General features: G+C 43.3%; 19 protein-coding genes. 6 read left to right on the plus strand and 13 right to left on the minus strand.

The annotated features are described in order from the left end of the window. Nucleotides 1–83 precede the first annotated feature (83 nt). From IE130_RS05600 to IE130_RS05615, 4 genes are all read left to right on the plus strand, one after another. A complete protein-coding gene (locus tag IE130_RS05600; RefSeq protein ID WP_189582975.1) occupies nucleotides 84–1,442 on the plus strand; it encodes a homoserine dehydrogenase in 1,359 nt (452 codons plus the stop codon). 251 nt (nucleotides 1,443–1,693) lie between these two features. After that, nucleotides 1,694–2,875, plus strand: coding sequence for a thiolase family protein (locus IE130_RS05605; protein WP_189582978.1), 1,182 nt, complete (start codon nucleotides 1,694–1,696; stop codon nucleotides 2,873–2,875). Nucleotides 2,876–3,445: 570 nt separating this feature from the next. Continuing rightward, complete coding sequence (locus IE130_RS05610) at nucleotides 3,446–4,294, plus strand: DUF2382 domain-containing protein (protein WP_189582981.1); 849 nt, start codon at nucleotides 3,446–3,448, stop codon at nucleotides 4,292–4,294. 362 nt (nucleotides 4,295–4,656) lie between these two features. Continuing rightward, nucleotides 4,657–5,316 carry a YsnF/AvaK domain-containing protein gene (locus IE130_RS05615; RefSeq protein WP_189582984.1) on the plus strand — a complete coding sequence of 220 codons (660 nt, stop codon included), beginning with the start codon at nucleotides 4,657–4,659 and terminating at the stop codon, nucleotides 5,314–5,316. Nucleotides 5,317–5,512: 196 nt separating this feature from the next. On the opposite strand, the gene IE130_RS05620 is transcribed toward IE130_RS05615, so the two are convergent. Both IE130_RS05620 and secA read right to left on the minus strand, forming a co-directional pair. After that, nucleotides 5,513–6,046: a hypothetical protein gene (locus IE130_RS05620; RefSeq protein WP_189582987.1), complete on the minus strand. Its 534-nt coding sequence runs from the start codon at nucleotides 6,044–6,046 to the stop codon at nucleotides 5,513–5,515. A 243-nt stretch (nucleotides 6,047–6,289) separates the two neighbouring features. Beyond that, nucleotides 6,290–9,082 (minus strand): preprotein translocase subunit SecA, encoded by a 2,793-nt coding sequence (gene secA, locus IE130_RS05625; protein ID WP_189583002.1) that lies wholly within the window; start codon nucleotides 9,080–9,082, stop codon nucleotides 6,290–6,292. Between the two features lie 406 nt (nucleotides 9,083–9,488). Here secA and mutS point away from each other — a divergent pair, with 406 nt between their 5' ends. After that, nucleotides 9,489–12,605, plus strand: coding sequence for a DNA mismatch repair protein MutS (mutS, locus tag IE130_RS05630; protein WP_189583005.1), 3,117 nt, complete (start codon nucleotides 9,489–9,491; stop codon nucleotides 12,603–12,605). A gap of 102 nt (nucleotides 12,606–12,707) precedes the next feature. Beyond that, nucleotides 12,708–13,031: a ferredoxin FdxA gene (gene fdxA / locus IE130_RS05635; RefSeq protein WP_101205516.1), complete on the plus strand. Its 324-nt coding sequence runs from the start codon at nucleotides 12,708–12,710 to the stop codon at nucleotides 13,029–13,031. A gap of 101 nt (nucleotides 13,032–13,132) precedes the next feature. On the opposite strand, the gene IE130_RS14360 is transcribed toward fdxA, so the two are convergent. The 11 genes from IE130_RS14360 to IE130_RS05690 form a co-directional block, all read right to left on the minus strand. Continuing rightward, nucleotides 13,133–13,495: a prepilin-type N-terminal cleavage/methylation domain-containing protein gene (locus IE130_RS14360; RefSeq protein ID WP_189583008.1), complete on the minus strand. Its 363-nt coding sequence runs from the start codon at nucleotides 13,493–13,495 to the stop codon at nucleotides 13,133–13,135. A 130-nt stretch (nucleotides 13,496–13,625) separates the two neighbouring features. Beyond that, nucleotides 13,626–14,084 (minus strand): pilin, encoded by a 459-nt coding sequence (locus IE130_RS05645; RefSeq protein WP_189583010.1) that lies wholly within the window; start codon nucleotides 14,082–14,084, stop codon nucleotides 13,626–13,628. A 291-nt stretch (nucleotides 14,085–14,375) separates the two neighbouring features. Further along, nucleotides 14,376–14,825: a type IV pilin protein gene (locus tag IE130_RS05650; RefSeq protein WP_189583013.1), complete on the minus strand. Its 450-nt coding sequence runs from the start codon at nucleotides 14,823–14,825 to the stop codon at nucleotides 14,376–14,378. Beyond that, complete coding sequence (locus tag IE130_RS05655) at nucleotides 14,819–15,301, minus strand: type IV pilin protein (protein ID WP_189583016.1); 483 nt, start codon at nucleotides 15,299–15,301, stop codon at nucleotides 14,819–14,821. Before IE130_RS05655 ends, IE130_RS05650 begins: the two co-directional genes overlap by 7 nt. Before the next feature lie 9 nt (nucleotides 15,302–15,310). After that, nucleotides 15,311–19,441, minus strand: a complete 4,131-nt coding sequence (locus IE130_RS05660) for a pilus assembly protein (protein ID WP_189583019.1) — start codon at nucleotides 19,439–19,441, stop codon at nucleotides 15,311–15,313. An 83-nt stretch (nucleotides 19,442–19,524) separates the two neighbouring features. Further along, nucleotides 19,525–20,331 carry a hypothetical protein gene (locus tag IE130_RS05665; RefSeq protein ID WP_189583022.1) on the minus strand — a complete coding sequence of 269 codons (807 nt, stop codon included), beginning with the start codon at nucleotides 20,329–20,331 and terminating at the stop codon, nucleotides 19,525–19,527. Continuing rightward, on the minus strand, nucleotides 20,331–21,419 hold the full coding sequence (locus IE130_RS05670; RefSeq protein ID WP_189583024.1) for a PilW family protein: 1,089 nt from the start codon (nucleotides 21,417–21,419) through the stop codon (nucleotides 20,331–20,333). The genes IE130_RS05665 and IE130_RS05670 overlap by 1 nt, the downstream gene beginning before the upstream one ends. A gap of 1 nt (nucleotide 21,420) precedes the next feature. Beyond that, on the minus strand, nucleotides 21,421–22,011 hold the full coding sequence (pilV, locus tag IE130_RS05675) for a type IV pilus modification protein PilV (RefSeq protein ID WP_189583027.1): 591 nt from the start codon (nucleotides 22,009–22,011) through the stop codon (nucleotides 21,421–21,423). Beyond that, entirely contained in the window at nucleotides 22,011–22,511 is a 501-nt protein-coding gene (locus tag IE130_RS05680) for a pilus assembly FimT family protein (protein WP_227676145.1), read from the minus strand. The genes pilV and IE130_RS05680 overlap by 1 nt, the downstream gene beginning before the upstream one ends. 281 nt (nucleotides 22,512–22,792) lie before the next feature. Next, entirely contained in the window at nucleotides 22,793–23,650 is an 858-nt protein-coding gene (locus tag IE130_RS14195) for a ComF family protein (RefSeq protein ID WP_227676146.1), read from the minus strand. Nucleotides 23,651–23,677: 27 nt separating this feature from the next. After that, on the minus strand, nucleotides 23,678–25,114 hold the full coding sequence (locus IE130_RS05690) for a phospholipase A (RefSeq protein WP_189583030.1): 1,437 nt from the start codon (nucleotides 25,112–25,114) through the stop codon (nucleotides 23,678–23,680). Nucleotides 25,115–25,431 lie beyond the last annotated feature (317 nt).

Consider the following 25,431-nt stretch of genomic DNA (forward strand, 5'->3'; position numbering starts at 1 on the left):
ACTGTACGTTTAGTACCGCAAGCTCATTTGACATTGCCACAGCGTTATACTCGCGTCATTATATTTAACCTCTTGAGGATACTGTGAGTAATTCCATCAAACTAGCGATACTTGGTCTGGGCACCGTCGGAACAGGCGTGATCAATCTAATCAACGACAATTTAGATGAGCTAAAACGCCGTAGCGGACGCGACATTATAATCACCGAAGTGGGTACGCGTCGTCAGCGTGATGATATTGATTCAAACATCATGCAAAACAGTGACTTGATGGCAATTGCGGCAAGCGACAATGTCGATATCGTTATCGAAGTGATTGGTGGCACTACCCTAGCCAAAGACGTCATCATGCATGCCATCAAAAATGGCAAACATGTCGTGACCGCAAACAAAGCATTGTTGGCTGAGCATGGCAATGAGATCTTCGCTTTCGCTGAAGCCAACAACGTCCACGTCGCTTATGAAGCGGCGGTGGCAGGTGGTATTCCTATTATCAAAGTGATGCGTGAGGCGCTTGCTGCCAACAAGATTGATTGGCTCGCAGGTATCATTAACGGTACTGGTAACTTTATCATGACCGAAATGCGTGATAAAGGTCGTCCGTTTGCCGACGTACTAAGTGAAGCGCAAGAGCTGGGTTACGCAGAAGCAGATCCCACTTTCGATGTCGAGGGCATTGATGCGGCGCATAAATTGGCGCTACTTGCCTCGATCGCCTTTGGCATTCCGCTACAGTTTGATAAAGTCTACTGTGAAGGTATCACTGGTATTACTCTGCAAGATGTCAACTATGCCGAAGAGCTTGGCTACCGTATCAAGCATTTAGGATTTGCAGTACGCCGTGATGGCCAAGGCAATGCTGATGATGCTGGTGTCGAGCTGCGCGTACACCCGACACTTATTCCACAAGACGCATTACTTGCTAACGTTAATGGCGTAAAGAATGCGGTGTTGGTCAATTCGCACCCGCTTGGGCAGACGTTGTATTGCGGTGATGGTGCAGGCGCTGGTGCAACTGCCTCTGCGGTGATGGCTGACGTCATGGATTTAGTCCGTGTCCTAGGCAATACTGACTGTGACGATCAAGGCAACAGCAATCAAAACAACCACGGCCACCATGTACCGCATCTTGCGTTTATTCCTGAACAGCTGTCAGACACGCCGATATTACGTGCTGAACAGATGATTACTGGCTATTATTTACGCGTCCATGCTTATGACAGTCCGGGCGTGTTAGCAGATATTACTCGCATCCTAAGCGATGCTGGTATCAACATTGACGCGATTTTGCAAAAGCCTGCTCATAAACTGGGTCAAGTACCTGTCATTATATTGACGCTGCCAGTGGTTGAAAGTCAGATGAATCTGGCCATCGAAAAAATCGAAAAGCTAGATACGATTACCGATAAAGTCGTTCGTATTCGTTTGGATGAGCTTGCTTAGGTCAGAAGTTTGGAACCGATGATTAATGGTTAATAATGGGTGCTTTCATAACTAGGATATGTCCTCATTTTGAATGCTAGAGCCTTCAATCATTGAGGCCTTTAAGTGATTAGCACCTTAGAAGTATTGATATAGAGAACAATAACGATACTTCTAAGCATGAGCTATAACCTTGAATAAAATCTAGAAGTACTCATATTATTAATTAATCACAATATTTTTGTTAAAACAAATGGAAAGGAAGAATAAAAATGTCAAATGATGCAATTGTAATTTTAAACGGCGCACGTACCCCAATGGGTGGATTCCAAGGCGCTCTAAAAGACGTGAGTGCGACCGACTTAGGTGCAACAGCGATTAAAGCCGCTGTTGAGCGCTCTGGTGTTAGTCCGGATAATATTGATGAAGTGATTATGGGCTGTATCTTGACCGCTGGTTTGGGTCAAGGCCCTGCCCGTCAGGCCATGCGTAAAGCAGGGTTGTCTGATGCGACTGGTGCTGTCACCATAAATAAGCTTTGCGGCTCAGGTCTAAAAGCAGTCATGCAAGCACATGATGGTATCAAAGCTGGTAGCTTTAATGTCGCGGTTGCTGGCGGCATGGAATCAATGACCAACGCACCTTACCTCATGCCAGGGTCGCGTGGCGGCTACCGCATGGGTCACAAAGAAGTCAAAGATCACATGTTCTTAGACGGTCTAGAAGACGCCGAAACTGGTAAGCTAATGGGTATGTTTGCTCAAGAAATGGCCATTGAAAAAGGCTATACCCGTGAGCAGATGGATGCGTTTGCTATCGAATCGCTGAATCGTGCCCTAACAGCTATCAAAGATGGTCACTTCTCAGACGAGATTGCAGCTGTTACCTTTGAAACCCGCAAAGGCGAGCAAACGGTCGATACTGATGAGCAACCAGCACTTGCAAACGCTGATCGCATCCCGACCTTGCGTCCAGCATTTGCGAAAGACGGTACGATTACTGCCGCTAATGCTAGCTCAATCTCAGATGGTGCTGCTGCTGTCGTAGTCATGAAAGAGTCACAAGCGCAGGCTGAAGGTCTTGATTATCAAGCGCGTATCGTGGCGACTGCTTCGAACTCACGCCATCCAAGTGAATTCACCATCGCACCGATCGGTGCAATCGAAAAAGTGTTGACGGGTGCTGGCTGGTCAGTGGCAGATGTCGACCTATGGGAAATCAACGAAGCATTTGCGATGGTCACTATGGCTGCTATGGACGAGCTAAAAATCGACCATGCTAAAGTAAACGTTGAAGGCGGCGCTTGTGCCCTTGGTCACCCAGTAGGTTGTTCAGGTGCGCGTATCCTAATAACGCTTATCAACTCTCTAAAACGTACTGGCGGTAAAAAAGGCGTTGCTACGCTATGTATCGGTGGCGGTGAAGCGGTAGCGGTTGCTATTGAATTGCCGTAAGCATCAACCGTACTGGAACGTCGTTTTTTAAATAGAACGCACGATCTGATCTTGTATGTATGTCTTACTCAAAAACCGCACTGCTAATTGCTCTGCGGTTTTTTTATGCATAAAACTTCTCAATATAGTCAGGTCAATATAAAAAAGAGACAGTGTGACGGATATAAATTTTTTGTCGCCTCTGCCTGCGTAGGCACAGCAAGCAAGAAAAATTTTTACCAGTCACGCATCATAATGTCGTGTATCCATTTTATTTAGTAGCGACTATAGATGAATAATGTTCTTTACAGTAAGAAATCCTTAACTCAAAAATATATATTTATCCTGTCTTTTACAGCCTATTACACGCGATTACTTCAAGCGCACACTTTGCTACCTTGCTCATGTATCTCATCTAAAATCATGATGTTATGATAATTACAAGTTGATGTAGAAGCTATTTAACAACGCTAGCTACAGTGCTTGATTTTAGGAAAGCAATAAAAGCTCCATAAAAATAATGATTGTTTTAAAAAATTTAGCTTTATGACAGAACCGTTAATCATTTACTCATATAAAAGGAAGATAATAATGAGCCAACTAATTCGTTTAAAAGATATTCAAGCTACCCACCGTGATCTTATTGGTGATGACTATTATGACCCAACAGGCAAAGTAGCTTATGGCGTCAATGAAGAAAAAATCGGTAAAATTGAAGGCGCTCTAGTAGAAGATACGACTGGTCGCATTCGTTATCTAATCGTTGATGCGGGTGGTTGGTTTAGCTCAAAAGAAGTATTAGTGCCAGCAGGTTTAGCACGTATCGTTGGTGATGACGTATTCTTTGATAGCTTAACGCAAGCGCAAGTAGAAGCAATGGACGTCTACGATCACGACTATCAGTACAGTTATAAAGAGCAATATGAAAAAGATCGTCAGTCATTCGTTGCTGACAGCGTACCAACAGAAGAGCGTATGGAAATTGCTGAGCATAACTACGAAGCGCCAAATACGCTAGAGCTGCTAGAAGAGCGTCTGACTGTTAATAAAGACCGTATCGTCGCTGGTCTGGTAAAAGTTGGTAAGCATGTCGTTACTGAAGAACGCAACGTCGATGTCGAGTTAGAAGAAGAACACGCTAATATCGAACGTACCAATGTCGACCGCCCTACGGATCGTCATATCGGTGACGTGAACGGTAATGAAAGTATTGAAGTAGAGCTATCAGCAGAACGCGCTCGCGTCGGCAAAGAAACCTACGTTTCAGAAGAAGTGAACGTTGGTAAGACGACTGAACGTCATACTGAAACCATCGTTGATACCATTCAACGTGAAGAGTTAGACATTGATCGTGATGGTAACGTGGTTGATCGTGAAGGCAATATTGTTGACCGCGACGGTATCACCGCTGAAGATGTACGCCGCGCTCGTGGCATGTAATATGCTAAAAACAGTCGCTGGTTGTTATAAATTAGATAAGCAAAAAAGCAGCAAGCGACCGTTACTAGCAGCTGAGTATTTTACTTAGCTTAGAAAGGCCAGAGCCCGTCTCTGGTCTTTTTTTTATATTAGATACTATCTTTTCTAACTTGGTGTAATTTATAAGTTCGTATAAATTTTCCTCGTTTGCTACGTACTTTATACTTTAAAGACTTCGAAAAATTATCCCACCAGCGCTGTTTTTTGAAATAAATCAACGATATGATGACGTTAACCGTCATTGGTAAAATTGATGTTCTATAATAAAAAATCTTGAACAATGTATTTTTGGAATCTATTTACTAATAACAAGGAAGACTAAAATGACAACTAATAATGATAATGACCGTTTAAACCAAGCAGTGAATACTGAGGAAACGCTAGCAACTGACACAAATACGCCTATTGCTGATCATGGTGTTGAAACTAAACAAAGTGGTGAAAATGAACTTACTGCGCCCAATCATGACAAAGATCCACTTACTGCTTTGAACCAGAGAGGAGATGGCGGGCGTTTGGAATTATTAGAAGAACGCCCTGTCATCAATAAAGAACGTTTAGATGTAGGCAAGGTAACTGTCACTAAGCACTCTCGAACCAAGACGATTCAAGTGCCGATTGAATTGATAGAAGAATATGTTACTGTCCGTACTGAGTATCATGATGCCGAAAGTCAGGATTTACTGTCGGGTAACTACGATGATAAAGACATACTGCGCCATGTTGAGCCATCACTTGATAGCAGAGCAGTTATCACTATCAATGATAAGCAGGTTGAAATCGGTGATGAGCCCGTAGAAATCATCTTATCGCGTCAAGTGGCGACCATCACCAAAGATACCTATGTCATTCAAGAAGTTGACGTCAACAAAAGCACGCATACGCATACTGACCGCATTGAAGTCGAGCTCAAGCATGAAGAGCTAGAGGTAACAGAGGAAGGGTTTTTGGAGCATGAGCGCACACCTACTCATAAAAAATAGATGGCCTTTGTGAATAACTCAAAAATCAGAGATAAAAAAAGCAACGACAACGTTGCTTTTTTCTTGAGAGCTTACTGATAACATTCATAAAAATGAGAGTAGCAAGGAAAACGAATGAAAGTACTACTTACTGTAGACTAGACGAGTTTGACGAAGCTAGGGCGTGTCCTCATTTTGCTTTTTGGATTTGGTATTATTATGATGTTTTTTTACATTCATAAGTGCTCACATTAGCGGCATCTGCACCTGCTGTTCGCATCACACCGGTTTCGCGCGCTTCATGTGCCACACGCCACTGAACAAAACCTGCTTTCCCATCCATACCAGTCGCGGCCTCAAATACTTCAGGATTGCTGGCATCATTGGTTTTCATCAAGGTTGCGGTTCCTTGAGCGGTAGCAAGGACCACTTGGTTATCAGCGTCTTTATAAGTCGCTTCAACTTGTAGTTCAGGGGCACACAAATAATTTATTTGTGTCACACCACCACTCACTGAGGCAACCGTATCGTTCTCTACCTGACTGGCTGACGCATCTGTAGGGGCGACGATCACATCATTAGGTTCGGCAGGGTCAGCAGACATAGGCACAGATTGTTCCGCACTTATATCGTCTTCTAGGCTTTGTTCAGGCTCTTGCTTTTGCTGACAGGCACCAACGGTTAGCGCGCCAGCCAATAAAGCTGTCATCGCAACAGAGGTACGCAACTGTTTTAATCGTTCTAAACTCATAATACTCTCCCAAATAGATATGCTAAACACTATAGCGTGTCCATAAATTCACGCCTATGCTGAATTTGTAAGTAATCAATACAAAGTGTCTGGGAATTTCATAAGCGCATGCTTTGAGCATAAAAGTACAGTTTAACCATAGAAAGACGGTCTAACGAATATAAGAAAGCCCCTATCTGAATTAGATAAAGGCTTTCTTATTGGTTTATCAGTCTATAAACACGAGATTATGGCAACTAATGACTAGATTTTGCCATGGCACTGTTTATACTTAAGTCCTGAACCACAAGGACAAGGTGCATTACGGCTGATGTTCATACCAGCGTAAGGGTTAGGCTCATTAGCATGACCACCATTACCAGCCACAGCAGCACTCATGCCAGCTGCCGCAACACCGCTCCGGTTCTGTGGTTGCGGTTGACCAGCTGGACTGTTCGAGCTACTATCCAAATTATCCACATCATCATGCTCGAATTGCATGCGCATATGCGCAGCATTCTCACGCTGCTGAATCTCTAACGCTTCTAACTCTTCTTTGGTTGGAATATGCACACGTGATAAATCTTGTACAGTTTCTGATTTAATCGCCCCTAGCATCATTTGGAACAACTCAAATGATTCACGCTTATATTCTTGCTCAGGGTTTTTTTGCGCATAACCACGCAGATGAATGCCTTTACGCAGCTGATCCATTTGCGTCAGATGTTCTTTCCAATGTTTATCTAGGCTCTGAAGCATAAAGTGACGCTCAAGCTGGGCAGCATCTTTTTCACCCATCTGCTCACGGCGACCATGATAATGATCCAGTGCTGTCTGAATGATTTTGGCGCGTAGCCCTTCTTCATCCAGGCGGCGATCTTCATCTAGCCAATCATTAATCGGCATTGATATCTTAAATTCATCTTCAAGCTCATCTTCTAGACTGTCAACATTCCATTGGTCATCGATAGAGCCTGGCGGAATAAATTGGCTGATCATGGCGTTATAGACTTCATGATGCATGATTTCAATGGCTTCTAACAAATCCATATCTGCTAACAAATCATCGCGCTGACCGTAGATGACTTTACGCTGCTCATTGGCAACATCATCATATTTGAGCAAGTTTTTACGCGCATCAAAATCGCGGCTTTCCACTTTACCTTGCGCGTTTTCAATCGATTTTGAGACCATTTTATGCTCAATGGCTTCATCTTCTTTGAGACCCATGGCACGCATCATATTTACGACACGATCGCCTGCGAAGATACGCATCAAGTCATCTTCGAGCGATAAAAAGAAACGTGACATACCAGGGTCACCTTGACGACCAGCACGACCACGTAGCTGATTATCAATACGGCGCGATTCATGACGCTCAGAACCAATGATATGCAAACCACCCGCGGCAACGACTTGGTCATGCCTAACTTGCCATTCCGCTTTGAGGCGCTTCATCTCTTCTGGGCTGACAGAGTCAATGTCTTCGATAAACGACTGCCAGTTACCACCAAGAATAATATCTGTACCACGACCAGCCATGTTGGTGGCAATCGTGACAGATGTTGGGCTACCCGCTTGCGCGATAATTTCTGCTTCACGCTCATGCTGCTTGGCGTTTAGAACGTTGTGCTTGACGCCTTCTTCATCGAGCAAATAAGACAATTCTTCACTGGCTTCAATCGTCGCCGTACCCACCAAGACTGGCGCACCTTTTGCTTGAATCTCTTTGATTTCGCGGATGATGCCTTTGTATTTGCCTAACTTGGTTAAGAAAATCTGGTCATCCATATCGATACGCGCAATCGGCTCGTGCGTTGGGATAACGATGACATCTAAGTCATAGGTTGACTTAAATTCTGCCGCTTCAGTATCAGCCGTACCCGTCATACCGGATAGCTTTTCATACAGACGGAAGTAATTCTGGAATGTCGTTGTTGCCAGCGTTTGGTTTTCTGCTTGAATTTCAGCATTTTCCTTGGCTTCTACCGCTTGATGCAGACCTTCTGACCAGCGACGACCAGGCATGGTACGACCGGTGTTTTCATCAACGATAACCACTTCGCCTTCATCGACAATGTAATGAACGTTTTTGACAAACACATGATGAGCACGAATGGCAGCTTGTACGTGAGCCAACAATGGCAAACGGCTTGGGCTATATAAACTTTCGTTTTCGCCAAGCTCGCCCACTTCAATTAAGAAGCGCTCAATTTTTTCATAGCCTTTTTCGCTAATCTCGATTTGACGATTCTTTTCATCAATCCAAAAATCTTCTTCTTCGTTGTTCTTGTTGGCTTCTTCGTCCTTTGAACGGATTAGCACAGGAATAATGGTATTAATCAACGCGTACATACGTGAAGAATCTTCGGCTTGACCCGAGATAATCAGCGGCGTACGAGCTTCATCAATTAAGATAGAGTCAATTTCATCGATAATACAGAAGTTTAACGAGCGCTGCTTTTTCTCGCCTAAACTAAACACCATGTTATCGCGCAGATAATCAAAGCCATATTCATTATTGGTACCGTAAGTGATATCGGCTTGATAAGCATCAATCTTTTCTTGTGGTGGTTGCTGCGAATAAATGACCCCAACCGTCATGCCCAAAAAGCTAAATAATGGACGGTTCAATTCAGCATCACGCGCCGCCAAATAATCGTTGACCGTGACCAGATGCACACCTTTACCGCTGATGCCATTTAGATACATGGCTAAGGTACCCATTAAGGTTTTACCCTCACCGGTTTTCATCTCAGCGATTTTGCCTTCGTGCAAGGTGATACCACCGATCAGCTGTACATCGTAGTGACGCATACCATTGACCCGTAGTGACGCTTCACGGCAAACGGCAAACGCTTCTGGTAACAATGCATCTAAGCTCTCACCTTTTTGATGGCGGGCTTTAAACTCTTCGGTTTTTTGCTGTAATTGCTCATCAGACAGGGCTTGTATTTCAGCTTCTCGTGCGTTGATCTTGCTGACCACTTTGCGCATGCGCTTTAGTTCGCGGTCATTTTTGGTGCCAACGACACTACCTATAATCTTTGATAACATAATTTTTTGACCTATGGAAATATTCGATAATTAGTGCGCATTAGCTAAGGTTTAGTGTGCTGCCTTGTCATCCTTGTCATCACCCGACTAAGTAACGCTTAACAAAGCACTGATTAACAAAGCACTCATGAATAAGATACTGCCTGATAACATGTCGCCTAATGAAGTATCGCCCAACTAAGTGTGCCGTCATTATATATGGTTATGGCGCTGATGGATACAAGGGCAACGAGCAGATATTTGCTGACGTAAAAGTGGCGCAGGACGTGTTAAAATAGCGCTTATACCTTTAAGGTACTTAGCTTTTGAACGCCTTGTTCAAAGCCATAGTTTGATGACTATTCATTCTTATAACCACATCATTTCACCCATCGTAAATTTATCTAAGAACCACAAGAGACCGTGCATGACTGTCAAACCAATCGCTCAAAGCCCTCATTCACCTGAACCGTTAGTCATAGGTGACGCCGTTTATCATTTAGCAGACCATACGCCGATGATGGTGCAATATCTAACCATGAAAGCCAATTATCCACAAGCGCTACTGCTGTACCGCATGGGTGATTTTTATGAGTTATTTTTCGATGATGCCAAGCGCGCGGCACAAATATTGGATATCACGCTCACTCGCCGTGGTACGGACAAAGCAGGCAACACAATTGCGATGGCAGGCGTACCATTTCATGCGGCTGACAGCTATATGGCACGGCTGATTGCGGCTGGGCAGACAGTTGTCGTCTGCGAGCAAATCGACGAATCAACCACTGGCAATGCGAGTAATAAATCCAATACGCCTACGATGGGCGATAAGCAAAAAAAAGATAAAAGCAAATCGACCGCTGGCAGTATTATGCGCCGTGAAGTGGTCAAAACTCTGACGGCAGGTACGATTACCGATGATGCATTAATTGCGCCAAACCATACCCCTACTGTGGTCGCCATTGATATTGCTATGCCTAAATCGAATAGCAATCAGCCACTACAAGCTGCCATTAGCCAAATGGATTTAGCCGCTGGCACGTTGACCACCCAAAGCCTGACAGCGGATAAAAATGATATCGAAGGCTTACAAACCCAAATGCTGACGGTGCTCGCACGCTTCGCGCCCAGTGAATGTATCATTAGCGAAGTACTCAGCGATAGTATTAGCGGTACTGATGCAGAATGGCTGCTATGGCTACGTCAAAATCTTGACTGCCCTATTATCGAAGTCGCTGCCAATGACTTTCATCCTGAGCATGCCAGCTCAACCTTATGCCAGCAGTTTGGCGTGCAACGTCTCGATGGTCTAGGAATTAGTGATGCACCGTTGGCGCAATCTAGCTGTGCTGCGCTTATTCATTATGCTCGGCAAACTCAGCAGCGTCATGTACCACAAGTCAATCAACTCATCGTTGAGTATAATGATGATTATCTGATTATCGATGCCAATAGTCAGCAAAACCTTGAGCTATTTACGCCTGTCAGCAACAGCGGCACTTCATTGATATCAGTGCTAAACCACTGTCAGACTCCGATGGGTAGACGATTGCTGGTACAGCAGATGAAGCGCCCTTTACGTCAGCATTCACGTATCAATATGCGCCTAAATGCGATAACCAGTCTTTTGCAAACAGACAATCAAACTGACGAAAATAAACAGCTGAAGCAAAACTTAGAAAGTAATTCACTAGTCAGTAACTTACGCGAGACCCTAAATGCCATCGGCGATATTGAGCGAATCAGTAGCCGAATCGGTCTGATGAGCGCCAAGCCACGCGACTTACGTAAACTCGCTGATGGTATCGCTAGTAGTGCGCAGATTACTACTCTACTGATAAATTCAGGCATTAGCCAAGAGCAGTCAGGACTGTTGCCGATGCTAATGCAGCAATTGCCTGACCAGTTGCCTGCGGTACAGTCCGTCGCCGAGCTGATTGAGCGTGCCATTATCGCGGAACCGCCTGCACACATTCGTGATGGTGGTATGTTAGCCGCAGGCTATGATAATGAATTTGATCGTTTGACGCATCTCCATGACAATATCCAAACGACATTGGATGAGATGGTAGAGCGTGCACGTCAAGAGAGCCAATTACCCAGCCTAAAAGTGGGTTTTAATAAAGTCAGCGGTTTTTATTTTGAACTGCCCAAAATGCAGGCAAAAAATGCACCAGCGCATTTTATCCGTCGGCAAACGCTCAAAAGTAGCGAACGCTTTATCACTGATGAGCTAAAACAGGTCGAAACAGAATATCTGAGCGCACAGACATTAGCATTGACTCGTGAAAAGCAGCTATATAATGAACTGTTAACCATTTTAAGCAGCCACTTAGCCGAACTACAACAGCTGAGCGCTGCGATCGCCCAAATAGATGTGCTTAGCAATTGGGCACAGCTCGCAACCATTTATAACTGGCAACGTCCAGTGATGAGTAACGATTCAAAAGATGATAGCGGCTTAAAAAACAATCACTCGAAGAATGGCTTGAATAATAACAGTCAAACCAGTATCGACATCAAAGCAGGTCGTCATGTCGTCGTCGAAGCCGTACTAAATCCAACTAACCTTGGAAATAGCACCAATCAAAACAGTCATGCAAAACATACTAGCCAGTTCGTTGCCAATGATTGCGCACTTGGTAGCGCTGGAAACCCTGAACGTCTATTGATGATTACTGGTCCTAATATGGGCGGAAAATCCACCTATATGCGTCAAACGGCTCTTATCGTCCTACTGGCGCATTGCGGTAGCTTTGTCCCAGCAGCGCGTGCTCATATCGGTGATATCGACCGTATCTTTACCCGTATTGGCTCGGCTGATGATTTAGCGGGCGGCAAATCCACCTTTATGGTGGAGATGATTGAAACTGCTAATATTCTCAATCAAGCAACGAATAAATCACTCGTATTAATGGATGAAGTCGGACGTGGTACGGCGACCACTGACGGTCTGGCAATTGCTCATGCCTGTGTCAATCGCTTGGTCGAGATTGGCTGCCTAACCTTATTTGCCACTCATTATTTTGAGCTGACACAATTGTCAAAGGATGGTGAAGCCAATCATGCTAACATTCGTAATGTCCATGTCGCTGCCAGTGAAGTTGATGGTCAGTTGCTACTACTACATCAAATTCGCGAAGGTGCCGCCAGCTCTAGCTTTGGATTACACGTCGCCAAGATGGCTGGCATTCCTATTCAGGTATTAAATGATGCCAAGCGTTATTTAGTAGACAACTTGAAAATAGATAACTTGAAAATAAATAGCGTAAAAATAGAAAATGAAAAAGTTGTTGTTGATAAAGTTGATGACAAAAATGAATTAGCTAAGTCAGTAAAGGATAAACGCCAGCAGGCTTATAATGGTCATCCTCTAGACCAAGAGGTGAGCCATACTACTCAAGCATCGAACACGCTCAATAATCCACAGCAAAATCAGCTATTTAGCTTACAAGATGAACTAAGCGCCATCAACCCTGACAATCTAACACCGAAGCAAGCACATGACCTTCTCTATCATCTTAAGAAATTCATTAGTCATTAAAGGGAATTGTCAAATAGCCTTAAAGGCGCTAAAATATGTCCTATCCTAATATAAGAATTTTCATCTATTTATTAGCTCAACCAATAACAGGTAGACATCACTATGACCTTTGTCGTTACAGATAACTGCATTCTTTGCAAATACACCGACTGTGTGGAAGTCTGTCCTGTGGACTGCTTTTATGAAGGCCCAAACTTCCTCGTCATCGATCCTGATGAGTGCATCGACTGCGCGCTATGCGAGCCTGAATGTCCTGCCAATGCTATCTTCTCAGAAGATGAAGTACCTAAAGATCAAGAGATGTTCACTCAGCTCAATGAAGAGCTGGCACAAAAATGGCCAAATATCACTGAGATGAAAGGCCAAATGCCAGAAGCTGAAAAGTGGGATGGCGTAGAAGGTAAGATTCAGTATTTGGAAAGATAACTTTCTCTTGAACACTGCTCAATGTGCTGAGACAACAAAAAACCACCTAATGGCATATGCGATTAGGTGGTTTTTATGATGAGCAAAGATAAAATACAGACTTAAGGCAGTATACGACAAGGCGTCCCATTAGGAACATCACATTCGATACGCGCATTAGAAGGTGATTTAGCTGTAGCTTCAATAATACCCCAAGTATCTAGTGTCCAACCTGTGGCATTAGTTATAGACTGACAAGCGGTTATAACTGGAGCAACAGGTACTGCACTAGTATCACTTTCGTCATTAAGTATGTAAAACACGTTGTTACTATAGTTTTTTGCTTCTGATAAACAAGCGCTCTTTCTAGCTTCTTTAATATATTGTTGATAATTAGGGACAGCTATGGCTATTATAATACCAACTATAGCCGTTACTATTAATATTTCAATGAGCGTAAAGCCTAGATTAGAATATTTTTTCATAATTAACTTTAGCTAATAATATTAGTAATTGGTAAGCAGTATTTATACCAACTAACACCTTAGAGATTTCCAAAGAAAAAGCCCAAAATTCGTTTGGGCTTTTTCTCACTTTAAACATTGTGGCTAATTATTATTGAGGAATCTTAGAGCCTGACTGACATTCAGCAGTAGTAGCTGACGCTGTTGTAGCAGCAGTACCAGTTGCATCTGCAGCAGCGAAAGTTACTCCACCTGCTGCCGTCAATGTAGCCGTAACTAAACAACCTTTATTAGCAGCAAAAAGCACTAGTGCTGTTTGTTCAGCTGCATCAGTACTTTTGAAAACTTTAGTTTCTGAACCCGGTGCTGTTATTGCAGCAGCATTAGCTGCTGTAGTAAGTTCAGTATTGAGCGAGTCACAGCCAATACCTGTTTGAATACAGGCCTGTGCTTTTGGTACGAAATTATTTACAGCACCTACTGTGGCTGCACCATAAGAATTAGAAACGTATGAGCGATAAGCAGGAACGGCGACTGCTGCTAGAATACCAATAATAGCAACCACGATCATTAGTTCGATTAAGGTAAAACCTTTTTGAGCAGTGTTCATAAGAACTCCTTTTTGGGTATATAAAGATAAGTGGCTATTAGCACTTTTTTATCTTTAGGGATATAGTTTGTTTTTTCTTACTAAAAGTGTTGCAGATAACGTACCAAAAATTCATTATCAGTGTTCTTATTGCTAAAATAGCACCAAAATCTTTAATACTGACATAATCTGAACTTTAAATGCCTTATTACTGTTATGAACGTTACTGCTAACTTACTAAAAATTGTCAATTGATATTATTAAAGGAGTATATAGTAAGTTAAACTGACAATTTTTGTCATCTATTATTAATTACTGCCATTCTTGATCCATGCCGCAATCAGTGCCTCGACATTTCTGTCCAACGCTATTTAGGGTAAGAGTACCGTCAGTTGTCATTCTGGTACCTGATATTGGCCTTGCTGTTAGCGTCCAATTGTCACTACCTAAATTATTACCCGCAACTGGCGATATAGTTATGTTATATATAGGTGTACCAGAGCTAGGAAAGGTTGTTCCCGCACCACTCACGGTATTACTAAATATCGTATTTAAAGGAATGCGATCGTAGCGCCTGTAAGTAATCTTGTTAGACTCTATTCTTGACGCTATCTGCTGCATCTCACTCATAGTATCTGCACGGATTCCTCTTTCTATATAACCCGTATAACTTGGATAGGCTATAGCAGCTAAAATACCTAGGATCGCAACGACAATCATGAGCTCAATTAAAGTAAAGCCTTTTTCTATTGATCTTACCATGTCGTCGCTCCTGCACCGCAGTTGAGATCGGATACCGCTATGCTCGTCGTACTACCACAGCGGAGTCCTCGGCTATTGAATAAGAAGTTGTCCGCCCCTGTTATATTGACAGGCGTGGCGAGCATCACCCAATTGTTGGCGAGCTGACCTGCGCCTTGTAGCGTGCTAAAAGCACCGCCATTGATGGTACCTAGAGTGATGGTATAGCGCGGATCGGCTGCAGGCAAATTGATCACCCCCGCGTTGCTGATGGTGTCTGTTCTAGGCTCGAAGCCTCTATAGGTCAGTGCTTTCGCGCGCCACTGCTCCAGCTCGACACTTAGCGTCATCATCTTGCGCTGTGCATCAGACTCAGCATTACGTACCACGTAAGCACGATAACTGGGTATAGCAATAGCAGCTAGGATCGCGATGATGATGACCACGATCATCAGCTCTATCAGTGTAAAACCTGACTGATTGCGCGTGTGTGTCATGATCATCCCTTAGTATTCCATCCACTGTAGTGGGTTTAGGCGCTTATCAGTGTTTAAACCATCGTCCACACCACATTCCGCCCCACTGCAGGTATTTAAGCTAAAGTCGTTACCATCAGCATCGACATAATTGGTGTCACAGTTACCATCTGGGCAGATGACTTTAGGCAAGCATTCTGCTCCCTCGCATCTATTCTTAATCAAAGTAAATATCGGTGTGTCGTTGTATTGACCCACCAAACTATCGACGATGCCTAAACCAGACGTTACATTCGCTCTCGATGTTAGCTCTCCACAAGCACCATATGGCAGACACGTGCGCTCTCGCTGTGTGGCACCGATGACGCCAGCACTACACTCCTTGATTTCTTGACCCTTATCAGGATTATATGCAGAAGATATAAGTACCCCATTAAGCGCATCTGGCTCATTGAACATTTTAAGCTTGTAGACGCCGTTAGTCTTAGAGTCTACTGGCGCGGCCGTTGGACTGTCAGCTACCCAATGCGTAAGCGGCATATACCAACCTTGTATTGCATTGCTCTTCATACGAGCTTCGATACCGCCACTTCCCAAGTCGGCGCTCGTGAAGGTCAACTTTTGTAGCTTGCCGTTACGATCGTTACCATTAACTTTGATCAGTGGCGTACGCAAGCTCATGGCAGGTGTCGCGCTTGTCTCGTAATGAAATAAGTCATTACGAGAGATATCCTTGTCTATGAAATTATATATCGCATTGGGTGTGTTTCTACTTGCATTGACTGGATTGCTACGGTCGCCTGTTCCTACCGTGACCATCGCTTGTACCCCAGTGTAACTACGCACAGTAGTGCTGGCGACATCATTGTAAGAATAGTCACCATTATAAAAAGTCACCAATGGACGTTCATAGATGCGAGGCGGTGCATCAGTGCCACTGGCTTGATCGCTAACATCTAACACCCTAACCACGCGGTCGATTTTAAAGTTGCTAGTATCCACTGTGTTATTGATATCTGCACGCCATACTTGACCGCCAAGATCCGCGAAGTATATATGATCGGTGAGACCATCGTAGTTGCGATCCATAGCGCGTACTTGAGTAACGACACTGTGCTTAAGCTCAGGCGCTTTTGAGTACTGTAGGCCCGATGAACGCGAGGTACTGTTGGCAGATGATCCACTATTACTCGCCCACCATAGCAGCTTGCCATTATTTTCATTGATGTTGATTTTGTCTTTTTTATTGGCCGCAGATTGGACGGCTCCCATCTGTACCATATATACTGAATTTCCTTGAGCATCGGCTTTGTTACTACAGCTTATATTGTTAGGATAAGACGTACTTAGCTTGAACTTAGCATCTTCATAGCAGGTATCATAGCCACCCGGTAAGAAGCTAACCATGACTCTTTTGCCACCGCTCATCACATAGCCTAGTGCTGGCTTACCCCACGTTTGACCCATTTTAGAAAAGGCCTTTTGTTCCGCAGTGGCTGTAGCGAGAAGACTGGTCACGCCATTGACAGTACTGCTGATATCTAATGCATTATTCTGTAGCTTATTAGCATAGTTTGAGCCGACACTATAGACCATCTTTGGCGCTGTGACATCAGTGACATCTAATGCATAGTAAGTCGAGCCTCCCATACGTAAGCCTCCTAATGCCAAGCTTTGATCTGCTTCATAGGAGTTGGTCGTGATGTTATTCGATGTGCTAGATATTGAGTTATAAGACACATAAGTCAACCAAGGCGCATCGACACCATAGGGGTAGCTGCCATCTTTGGCTGATCCTTGACTAGCTAGGGCATCGGGCTGCAGATCTAGTATTTGCTTAGGCACGAAAGTGAAGGTTTCTTTCCCTGTACTGTCGTCTACCATGTGCAGCGCACCGTCCATAGAGCCATAGATAATATAGTCTTTACGCGTACTAGGGTTAAATTTACCCGATGTATCGACTTCAATACTCTTAGTAATCAGCTGAGGTATAGAATGAAGAACACCTCCTACATTCTTAAGACCACGATCTTTAGTCGATGTAAGTGCCGTCGTATCTGATATTGTGGCATTATTAGGTTCGCTAAAACCCATGAACTTAAGTAGTGATACTTTTTGTGGATTAGTATAGCCATAAGGATTAGTTAAAGCATTGAAAGCAGTTAGAGCGCTAAAATTGACTGGTTTATTTGCTGTAACTTTTAGATTGGTCAAGTTACTACCGTTATCTACGAATAAATTGCGCGTACCGACAGTTGCGCCACCGTTTTCAAATATTTTTTGGAAAGTACCACCCACTTGCGGCAGTCCCATATCTGGTCTTAGGGTATCCGGGCGACTGGTATCAGTGATGGTATTCCATAGGTCATGAGTGTCTTCAGCGAAGTTGCCTTCATTATCTTCAAACACATACTTATCATCAGCACCAACCAGTGTCGCATTACTTACTTTGTACTTCTTGAGGTTGCCATTCCATAGATTGTTTGATCCTGGGATGGGTTCTAGTATCGGCAGATACGCGCGCTGTCGTGACCTGAGTCCACCTAAACTATCGAGAGGAATAGACATCGTACCGCTCGATATAGGGTCGATTTCGGCGGTACTCACATCTTCAATGAATTTTCTGACGCTATTAGCAATGTCTTCTGAGTTTTCAGTATAGTAAAACCCGCCTTCGCCAAAGCCTTCGCCCTTTTCGCCAAGCTTACATAAGTTTTGGGCATCTACACTGGTAACATTAGGATGATCACATTGATAGACTTGTATGGTCTCAGACACGCCATTCTGTCTGGTAATCGTTCGTGGTATTTTTCCTTGCTGAGCTAACTGCTTGTAGACACTACCAAAGCCTACCGTTGCTGTAGCAATAGGCACTCCTTTAGCATTACTTTCATTATACAAGGCTTGTGAATACTCACCACTACATTGCCATCCAGAATTACTGTTTGTATCACTTAGGGCAGAGTTACAAATATCACCTATACCTGCTCCTCCTACCAAACTTTGGTTCATCAAATCTTTAGTACTACTGTAAGAGTTATTAGGCTCTCCATCCGTCAAAAAGTACACACCATAGCCATCGCATTGCGTTGAATCATCAATGACAGGTGACTGATAGTTTAGTTTTGTTGGTGGCTGCTTAGTATTATCTGCTGAAAGAGAAAAACCACTCCATCTATCATCTACCCAATCTTTTGTTTCTTTTTTATAATAATATCGTCTCCCATCACGAATGAACGACTCATCGTAGCTACCTATTAGACTAGTGTTTATCTGATAGTCATAGACCTCATTTTGCTGTCTTGTATAATCGCTGCAGCTATAAACTTTACTTCCATTTATTATTTCTAACTCTGAGCTAGTACTTGAACATTTATATAAATCAAATCTATTATTATAATATCCATTTCTTAAATAACCAACTTCAGTGTAACGAGTTTCATAAACTGAACGTACAGTGGTATTGCCAAGCATATAAGCGCCTGCCTCGGCATAGGCATTGGCTATCGGAGTATTCGTTTCTGGTTGTAAACCCACTATCTTCTCTAGAATCTTTTTGCGATTCGCTAAGGTAAGATTAAGTATAGGTGCTTCAATTTTACCACCACCTTCAGTTTGGGATCGGTAGAAAAAACTGCCCATCCCAATTTTATATTTACTTAAATCAACTTGCTCACCAAAAGCATTTTCGCTTTTTGGATTCGCAAATAATGGCATTAGCGCCATCTTTAGACGCGACATACGATCATAGTAGTTTCGTCCATTTACCCTGCAGTAGGTTCTAGTGTAAGTTTTGCTCTCTGAAGTCACTCTACCGTTATCATCGTATATTCTTTCTGGAATACTCTCAAGAGAAACAGGGTTGCTCAGAGTGTAACCATTATAATTACAATAGTAAATCCCACCTCTAGATTGGGTTACGTTTAATCCTAAATTGCTATAATCCTCACTAATACTTCTAGGATCCATACTCCCAGAATTATCCAGCATCATCATGATAGAAGCATTACCGTAGGTCGCGCCTTGATATATTTCAAGATCTGAGCCATTAGACATACTGCTTGCCATACAACCGAGTATAGTCGCTGACAGTGCTTTTAGGTGCCATCTCTGTACGCCTATGGATGCTGTATGGTTTTTTATACTCTTTAGAATTCTCATGGTACCTACTCCTATCACTGCTATATTAGAAAAGTCACACCCTATCTCATATTCGTGACTTTGAATATTATTACTACCATGCTTTAACTAGTGCTAGCGATACAATTGGGTCCAACAGACTGGTTTGAATAGGTTTGCACTTGTGTCTGAAACGGTATATCTAGCGCTTCAAGGCACGTATCTACCGTATTGGTTCCCGTACGAGGCTGTTTAAGACATCCCGATAGCGTACTAGTACCTGTACTACTCGCATTGCCCAATGGTGCCTTTGATAACGCTGGTACGATTGAAGTTGCGTATCCGACCACTTCAGTACATTCAACAGTCCCTTTACCACTAGCATTTGGCTTCTCAAGATCGTTAGATGACGTGCCTTCGACTTCTTGTGCCCAGGCGAGTTGGGTATCTATATCGATGGGTCTGACAAAAGTCATCTGAGTCATCAAACGCCCTTCACTCACATAGCTGTCGCTGCTGTTTGGGTCACAGTAACCATTACTAGACTCAAGGCCGCCCGTTTTATTACGCTTACTCAACTCAAGGACACTGAAAAGTTTGTCGCCACGGGGTCTTACACAGAAGCTCACTTCCGAGCCTTCCATACCTGCTTGTGACATATATTCGTTTAAAGTATCGGTACTACTCGCCTGACTACTTAAAATGCGATCTTCTTTTTCGACTTTCATAAAAGCTGCATCATTAGACTGAAACAATAATTTGCCGACTTGATCTGCTGTCGCGACTTTTAGATCAGTCGTACTTTGTCTGACTGCAATAATACCGAAAATAATGATCATCACGAGCACTAACAATACGACGATAAGGACTGCACCTGACTGTGACTGCAACCCTACAAATGGTGTTCGATCTCTCATTGTTAGTCGATTCATCACAATCCTCCTCTCGCGTTTCGCAATAGTATCGTACCCTCATAGACATTTCTCAAAAACGTTCGATCATTTGTAGTCGCTGAATTCAGTGCTACGTTTGATTTGTCTAATACTGTAAAGCGCAAGCTGCTATTATCTTGCTCTGTAATCGTTGGACTGTTTGAGCGGGCAAGTATGCCAACTTGTAACTTAACGATGCGATTAGCTCCTATGCTTGTAGCCATATCTGATGCACTAGGAATGGATATATAAGCACTGTTGGCTCTGTCAGGAAATGTAGCATAATCTCTACTGTCTGCTAGTCCTAGCCTAGCTCTAAAGAAATCTACATTGGGTATGATAATCGTGCCTGTGCCAGCTAAGTTATTAGTTTTAGCGCCATCCGTAGGGTGCTGATAAGTGGCAATATCTATGCCTGTTGGGCTACTTGCTAAAGCCTCATTATAGTCATATATAGCAGAGGCACAGGCTAACCCTGCCATATTAGGTGTCATCGTGGTATCCAAGCGTACAAAATAGCGCTCAATGACATAAAAGTTGTTAGGTATAGAATCACCCTCACAATCAAACAGACCTGCTTGACCTACTTGATATTGGATCGTGAGTTGATCGCTATTTGTATTCGCCGCGCCAGCAATATTACTAATGCTGGTGGATGAGGCATTACGGGTTAGTAAGTCGGCTGAAATTGCATTGCCACTCAATACTAAGCCTGATAAATTATCTTCTAACCAGTTGCCACTGGTACCAGCTGGTGCAGTCAGCACAACACCGCCTTGAGGAGTTTCGTGGTTCAAGAAAAACTTATCATTGGTAGCTGTTGAGCGCGCACCGAAGTTGGCACGTCTGAGATGACGTTGAATTTGGGAGAAGCCAAATATAGCGTTGTCTTGAATATCTGAGCTTGCTTGTTGGCGACGACTATTGACTGAGCTAGTATAAAATATCTGTAGCGCAGCTGCTGAGATCAAAAGCCCTAATATCAAGGCAATCATTAATTCTATTAGGGTAAAGCCTTTAATGGAGTTGGTATAACTGACATTATTGATCGTATATCTGTCACTGGAGCTCTGAGTAAAGGGTGTCATATTATATCTCCATCATCATACACGTAGATTTAGGATGATATCGGCCACCTGCCTCAGTCACGACATTGTTCTCACTCACACGATTGGTTAGACAGTCAACATCTTCGTCTTCCCCTATGGTTGGAGTCGTAAGTCCCCATGCTGATATTAGACAATAAGAAAACATAATATTACTCGCAGCACTCGCGCCGGAACCACCAGTATTCGGACAAGGATGCATCTGTACTTCAAAATCATAATTGGCTAAATCAGTCTTAATATAGAAGCTTTCAGCCCTAGCTAGCTCCGCTGGTGTACAAAACGCTGCAGTGGTAACTGCTTGACCATCTAGTCCGCATTTTTTGTTAGGTGTGCTATTGGTACTTAGATTTATTTGGGTTTCATAGATCGATATAGAATCTGGGTTTGCATGTATTTTTTCGGCAATATTGCGCATCATCACTAGCGATTGGGTACGCTCAAACGATTCGTTTGTCGCCTTTATGGCTTGTACCTGTAAAGCACTATACCCTAGTACAGCGACTGTTAAGAGTAATAATGCGACCATAACCTCAATCAGTCCTACCCCTGTCTGTGTGTCTCTTACGCTCATTAGCAGCTCCCATTTACTATTGTGCTAATATTGGCAATCTTGGTAACACTTACTTGTTTTCTTGTCTCTTCAGTAGAAGCAATATCACATACGCTATAAGTAGCCTCTACGCCATTGGAGATTATTTTATTTGGTTGGAATATAATATCTGATCCTGCAGGAATGACATTAACAGTCACTTGACTGCGGTCATTGAGAGTGTACGTCGATATCACATTATTACCCGTATCCCTCAAAGTCATAGTATTATCAGTATTGTCATAAACGACGCTTATACCAGTACGGAGAATTATACTTTCGGCCTTTGCCTCTTTGAGTGCGCTTTCTATAGATGAGACTGTAGAGCTGACACGCTGATTGGCCAACTGATTACTGATACTAGGCGCTGCTATACTGACAATAATAGCAAGCACAGCTATCGTTACCATCAGCTCAATCAGGGTAAATCCTGAGCTGGTCATTCGTAATGGGTACGGTAGATTTTTCACAGATGCGTTCACATCAAATCCTATTTATGGCTGTATGCAGCCCTAGTTTCTTAATGGTGCTGAGCACCTAGTTTTTATGGTGGTAAAGCCTGTGCCGCTCATTTAATATCTTTAATAATCTGTACAGTTTTCCTGCAATTTCTATTCCATTTTCATTCATAAATAGCGTTGTAGTAACAGCTATAAAGTAATGCATAGAGAAACAACAAATTTAGCTAGAGTATATTCATAATATAGCGATAAGGTAACACATTAGCAACATAATAGTAGCCATCAATCAGATGGGAATACTTCTATGACTGACTACCATGCGCTAGAGCATAAGCAATAAGAGGATGTTTATGAGAGGTTGGAGCGTTATTGAGGGAGGTAATGCTAGACAAGCTATGTACTGTACGCCCTAACGCTTGCAGACTAGCACCGGTGGTGGCGACATCATCAAATAATATCAAGCGTTTATTGGGTGGTTTTTCAATTAATGCAAAAGCGTTGTCTAAATTACTCAAGCGTTCAGCACGCGTCAGTCCTTGCTGACTGATAGTGTCATCTATACGCTGCACCCCATGCCATAGCGGTATTTGCCAATGTTTGGATAGGTGCGCTGATAAAATACTAACGGGGTCAAAGCCACGTTTGATCAGGCGTTGAGCGGTGGTCGGCATGGCGACGATCATACTATTGTCGTGATGACAGCCGTGCGGGCGTGGGAGTTGACGCAAAGCGTGTAGCAATAGTGGCAGCTTGGTCATATCTTCGTGATGCTTAAACGCACGAATCGCTTGGCGTATCGGATAATCGTAATAGGTCGCTGCTTGGATAGAGAGCGCACTGCCCGCTGCAATGTCTACCTGAAAGGGTTTAGGTAACCAGCTTATGCTGTGATGGCAATGCGGACAGAGCAAACCGCTATTTAAACGCTTATCAAAAAAATAGCGCAGATTGGCGACAATCGAATGATTGTTAGGCAAAGAACCAGATATGGAATTAGCGGTATTTGACGAGTACTGTGACTCTACTATTTGGGATTTTTTTGGCTGGTCTTGTATCAGCTGAGATTGTGACACGCTTTGGTGAAGACGGCATAACTGGCAGCGTATACTCAGATACTCTGCCAGCCATAGTCCGGTTTGATAAGGTGCTAAGCGGTACATGCTTTATGGTCAGGATGAGTATTGATACTAAAAACCCTTCCAGTCATTAAGTACGATACCAAAGCCAATAGACGTGTTTTCATGATTATAATCGATGATAGACTCGCCATAACCTTGGAACAACTGCACCATACCATTGACGTTTTCTGACAACGGATAGATATAGTCGATTTGTGCAGCGCCCTTGTTCGTGCTTGGATTATAACGCAGGGTACCACTAAGGCTCTGTTGATCAGGCAAATCATACAAGAACTTGATATCGCCATAACCCATATAGTCTTCGATATCTGGATTGTCATCATCGCTGCTATTATCGCTGTTCACGCGAGCCCATAGACGCGGTATGACTGAAAGCTTACCCCACTCCGCTCCGGCCATCAAATAAGCACGATTCCATGAGCGTGATAACGGATCGTCTTGTCCATTAGAATGGTGAACAGCACCGACACCTAACATACGTAGACGGCCACCAAAAGGTAGGTCAGCTGCTACTGGTTGGGTCAAAAATATTTCAGGCTGATAATCAGTCGCGCGGAATGGGCGCGAGTTATCTTCGTTATAAACCTGCCAATGCGACTCTTGGGTATAACCAAACCACAAATCTGCACTGGTATCGAATAAATCTTGAGCAACTTTAGTCTTTAAAGACAACTGAAACTTCAGCTCAGTCTCACGTATGTCATTTGCAGACAAAGACTCTGTTTCTTGAGACGGTGTCCCTGGATTTAAATTGGGATCAGACGTATAAAATAGTGGTAACACGTAGGTTGGTCGATAAGGTCTGACCGTCCAAGTACCACGCTCGCTGTTCTTATCAAGGTCATAAGACAAACTAAGCGGCGTATACTTTTCGATATCGCCTTGCGTGACGCCTACGTTTTCTAAAACTTCTGCTTCTCTTTGCGTCAGTCCAACGGTATCTAGGCTCTCAGTAGAATCTGACTGATTGGCCAGTAAACCTGTATCGGTCTTATTGGCCTGCACAATATTCGTGGTATTCTCTTCAGCAAAGACGACTTGCGGGTTACCTGAAATGGTCGATTTGAAGGTTTTTGCCAAATCTAGCGGTTGTTTGGTACTCGTGTAGCTTGGCGTTTCGCCTTGCTCAGCTACCTTATCGAAGCAGGCCAGACGGGCAGAACTGGTCTGTACTTGCGTACATTCAAAAAACAACTTCGCCTGTTTGGCGACAAAGTCATTACTCGGCAGCTTACTACGATCAATAGGCGTATTAGGGTTTTTTAGACGTTCGTAAACCACTTGTGGAGAGTTGTCATTATCATATTCAAGCATAGCTTCTGCAACAGGTATCTCATTATAAACCTGACCGTCATTCGCCGCTTGTGCTTGCAAAGCCGTACAGCTTAAAGCGATACCCATAGCGATGCTCAGCTGAGTCTTTGACCCAAACCCTAAAGCCATAAGGCTTCGAGTCTGATGCTGGGGTGTAAGAGGAGCAAACATAAGTGTCCTTTGTCATGATTGGCATTGAAGCCAGTAGATTGTCTAATGCAGGTAGCATCAATAATAGCTAAGCTAAAGTTGGTCGTCAGTGATATAGATATGTGATTGAAAATTATTGGGGCGTGTCGCTCATAACCAGTTTTGGTAGCCATCGGCCATAGCATTGCTGCTTGAACATTGTTGCGTTATTGTAATAAAATTACTGCCATTATACTAGCGTTATCAAGACTTAATCTAGCATAGACTCAATTAATAATGACTTAACAGCCATAATGACAAATCCTTCTCTTTAAATAGTAAATGCGATCATTGTTAAG

Origin of the sequence: Psychrobacter glaciei (assembly GCF_014652895.1) — a bacterium.
Lineage (GTDB): Bacteria > Pseudomonadota > Gammaproteobacteria > Pseudomonadales > Moraxellaceae > Psychrobacter > Psychrobacter glaciei.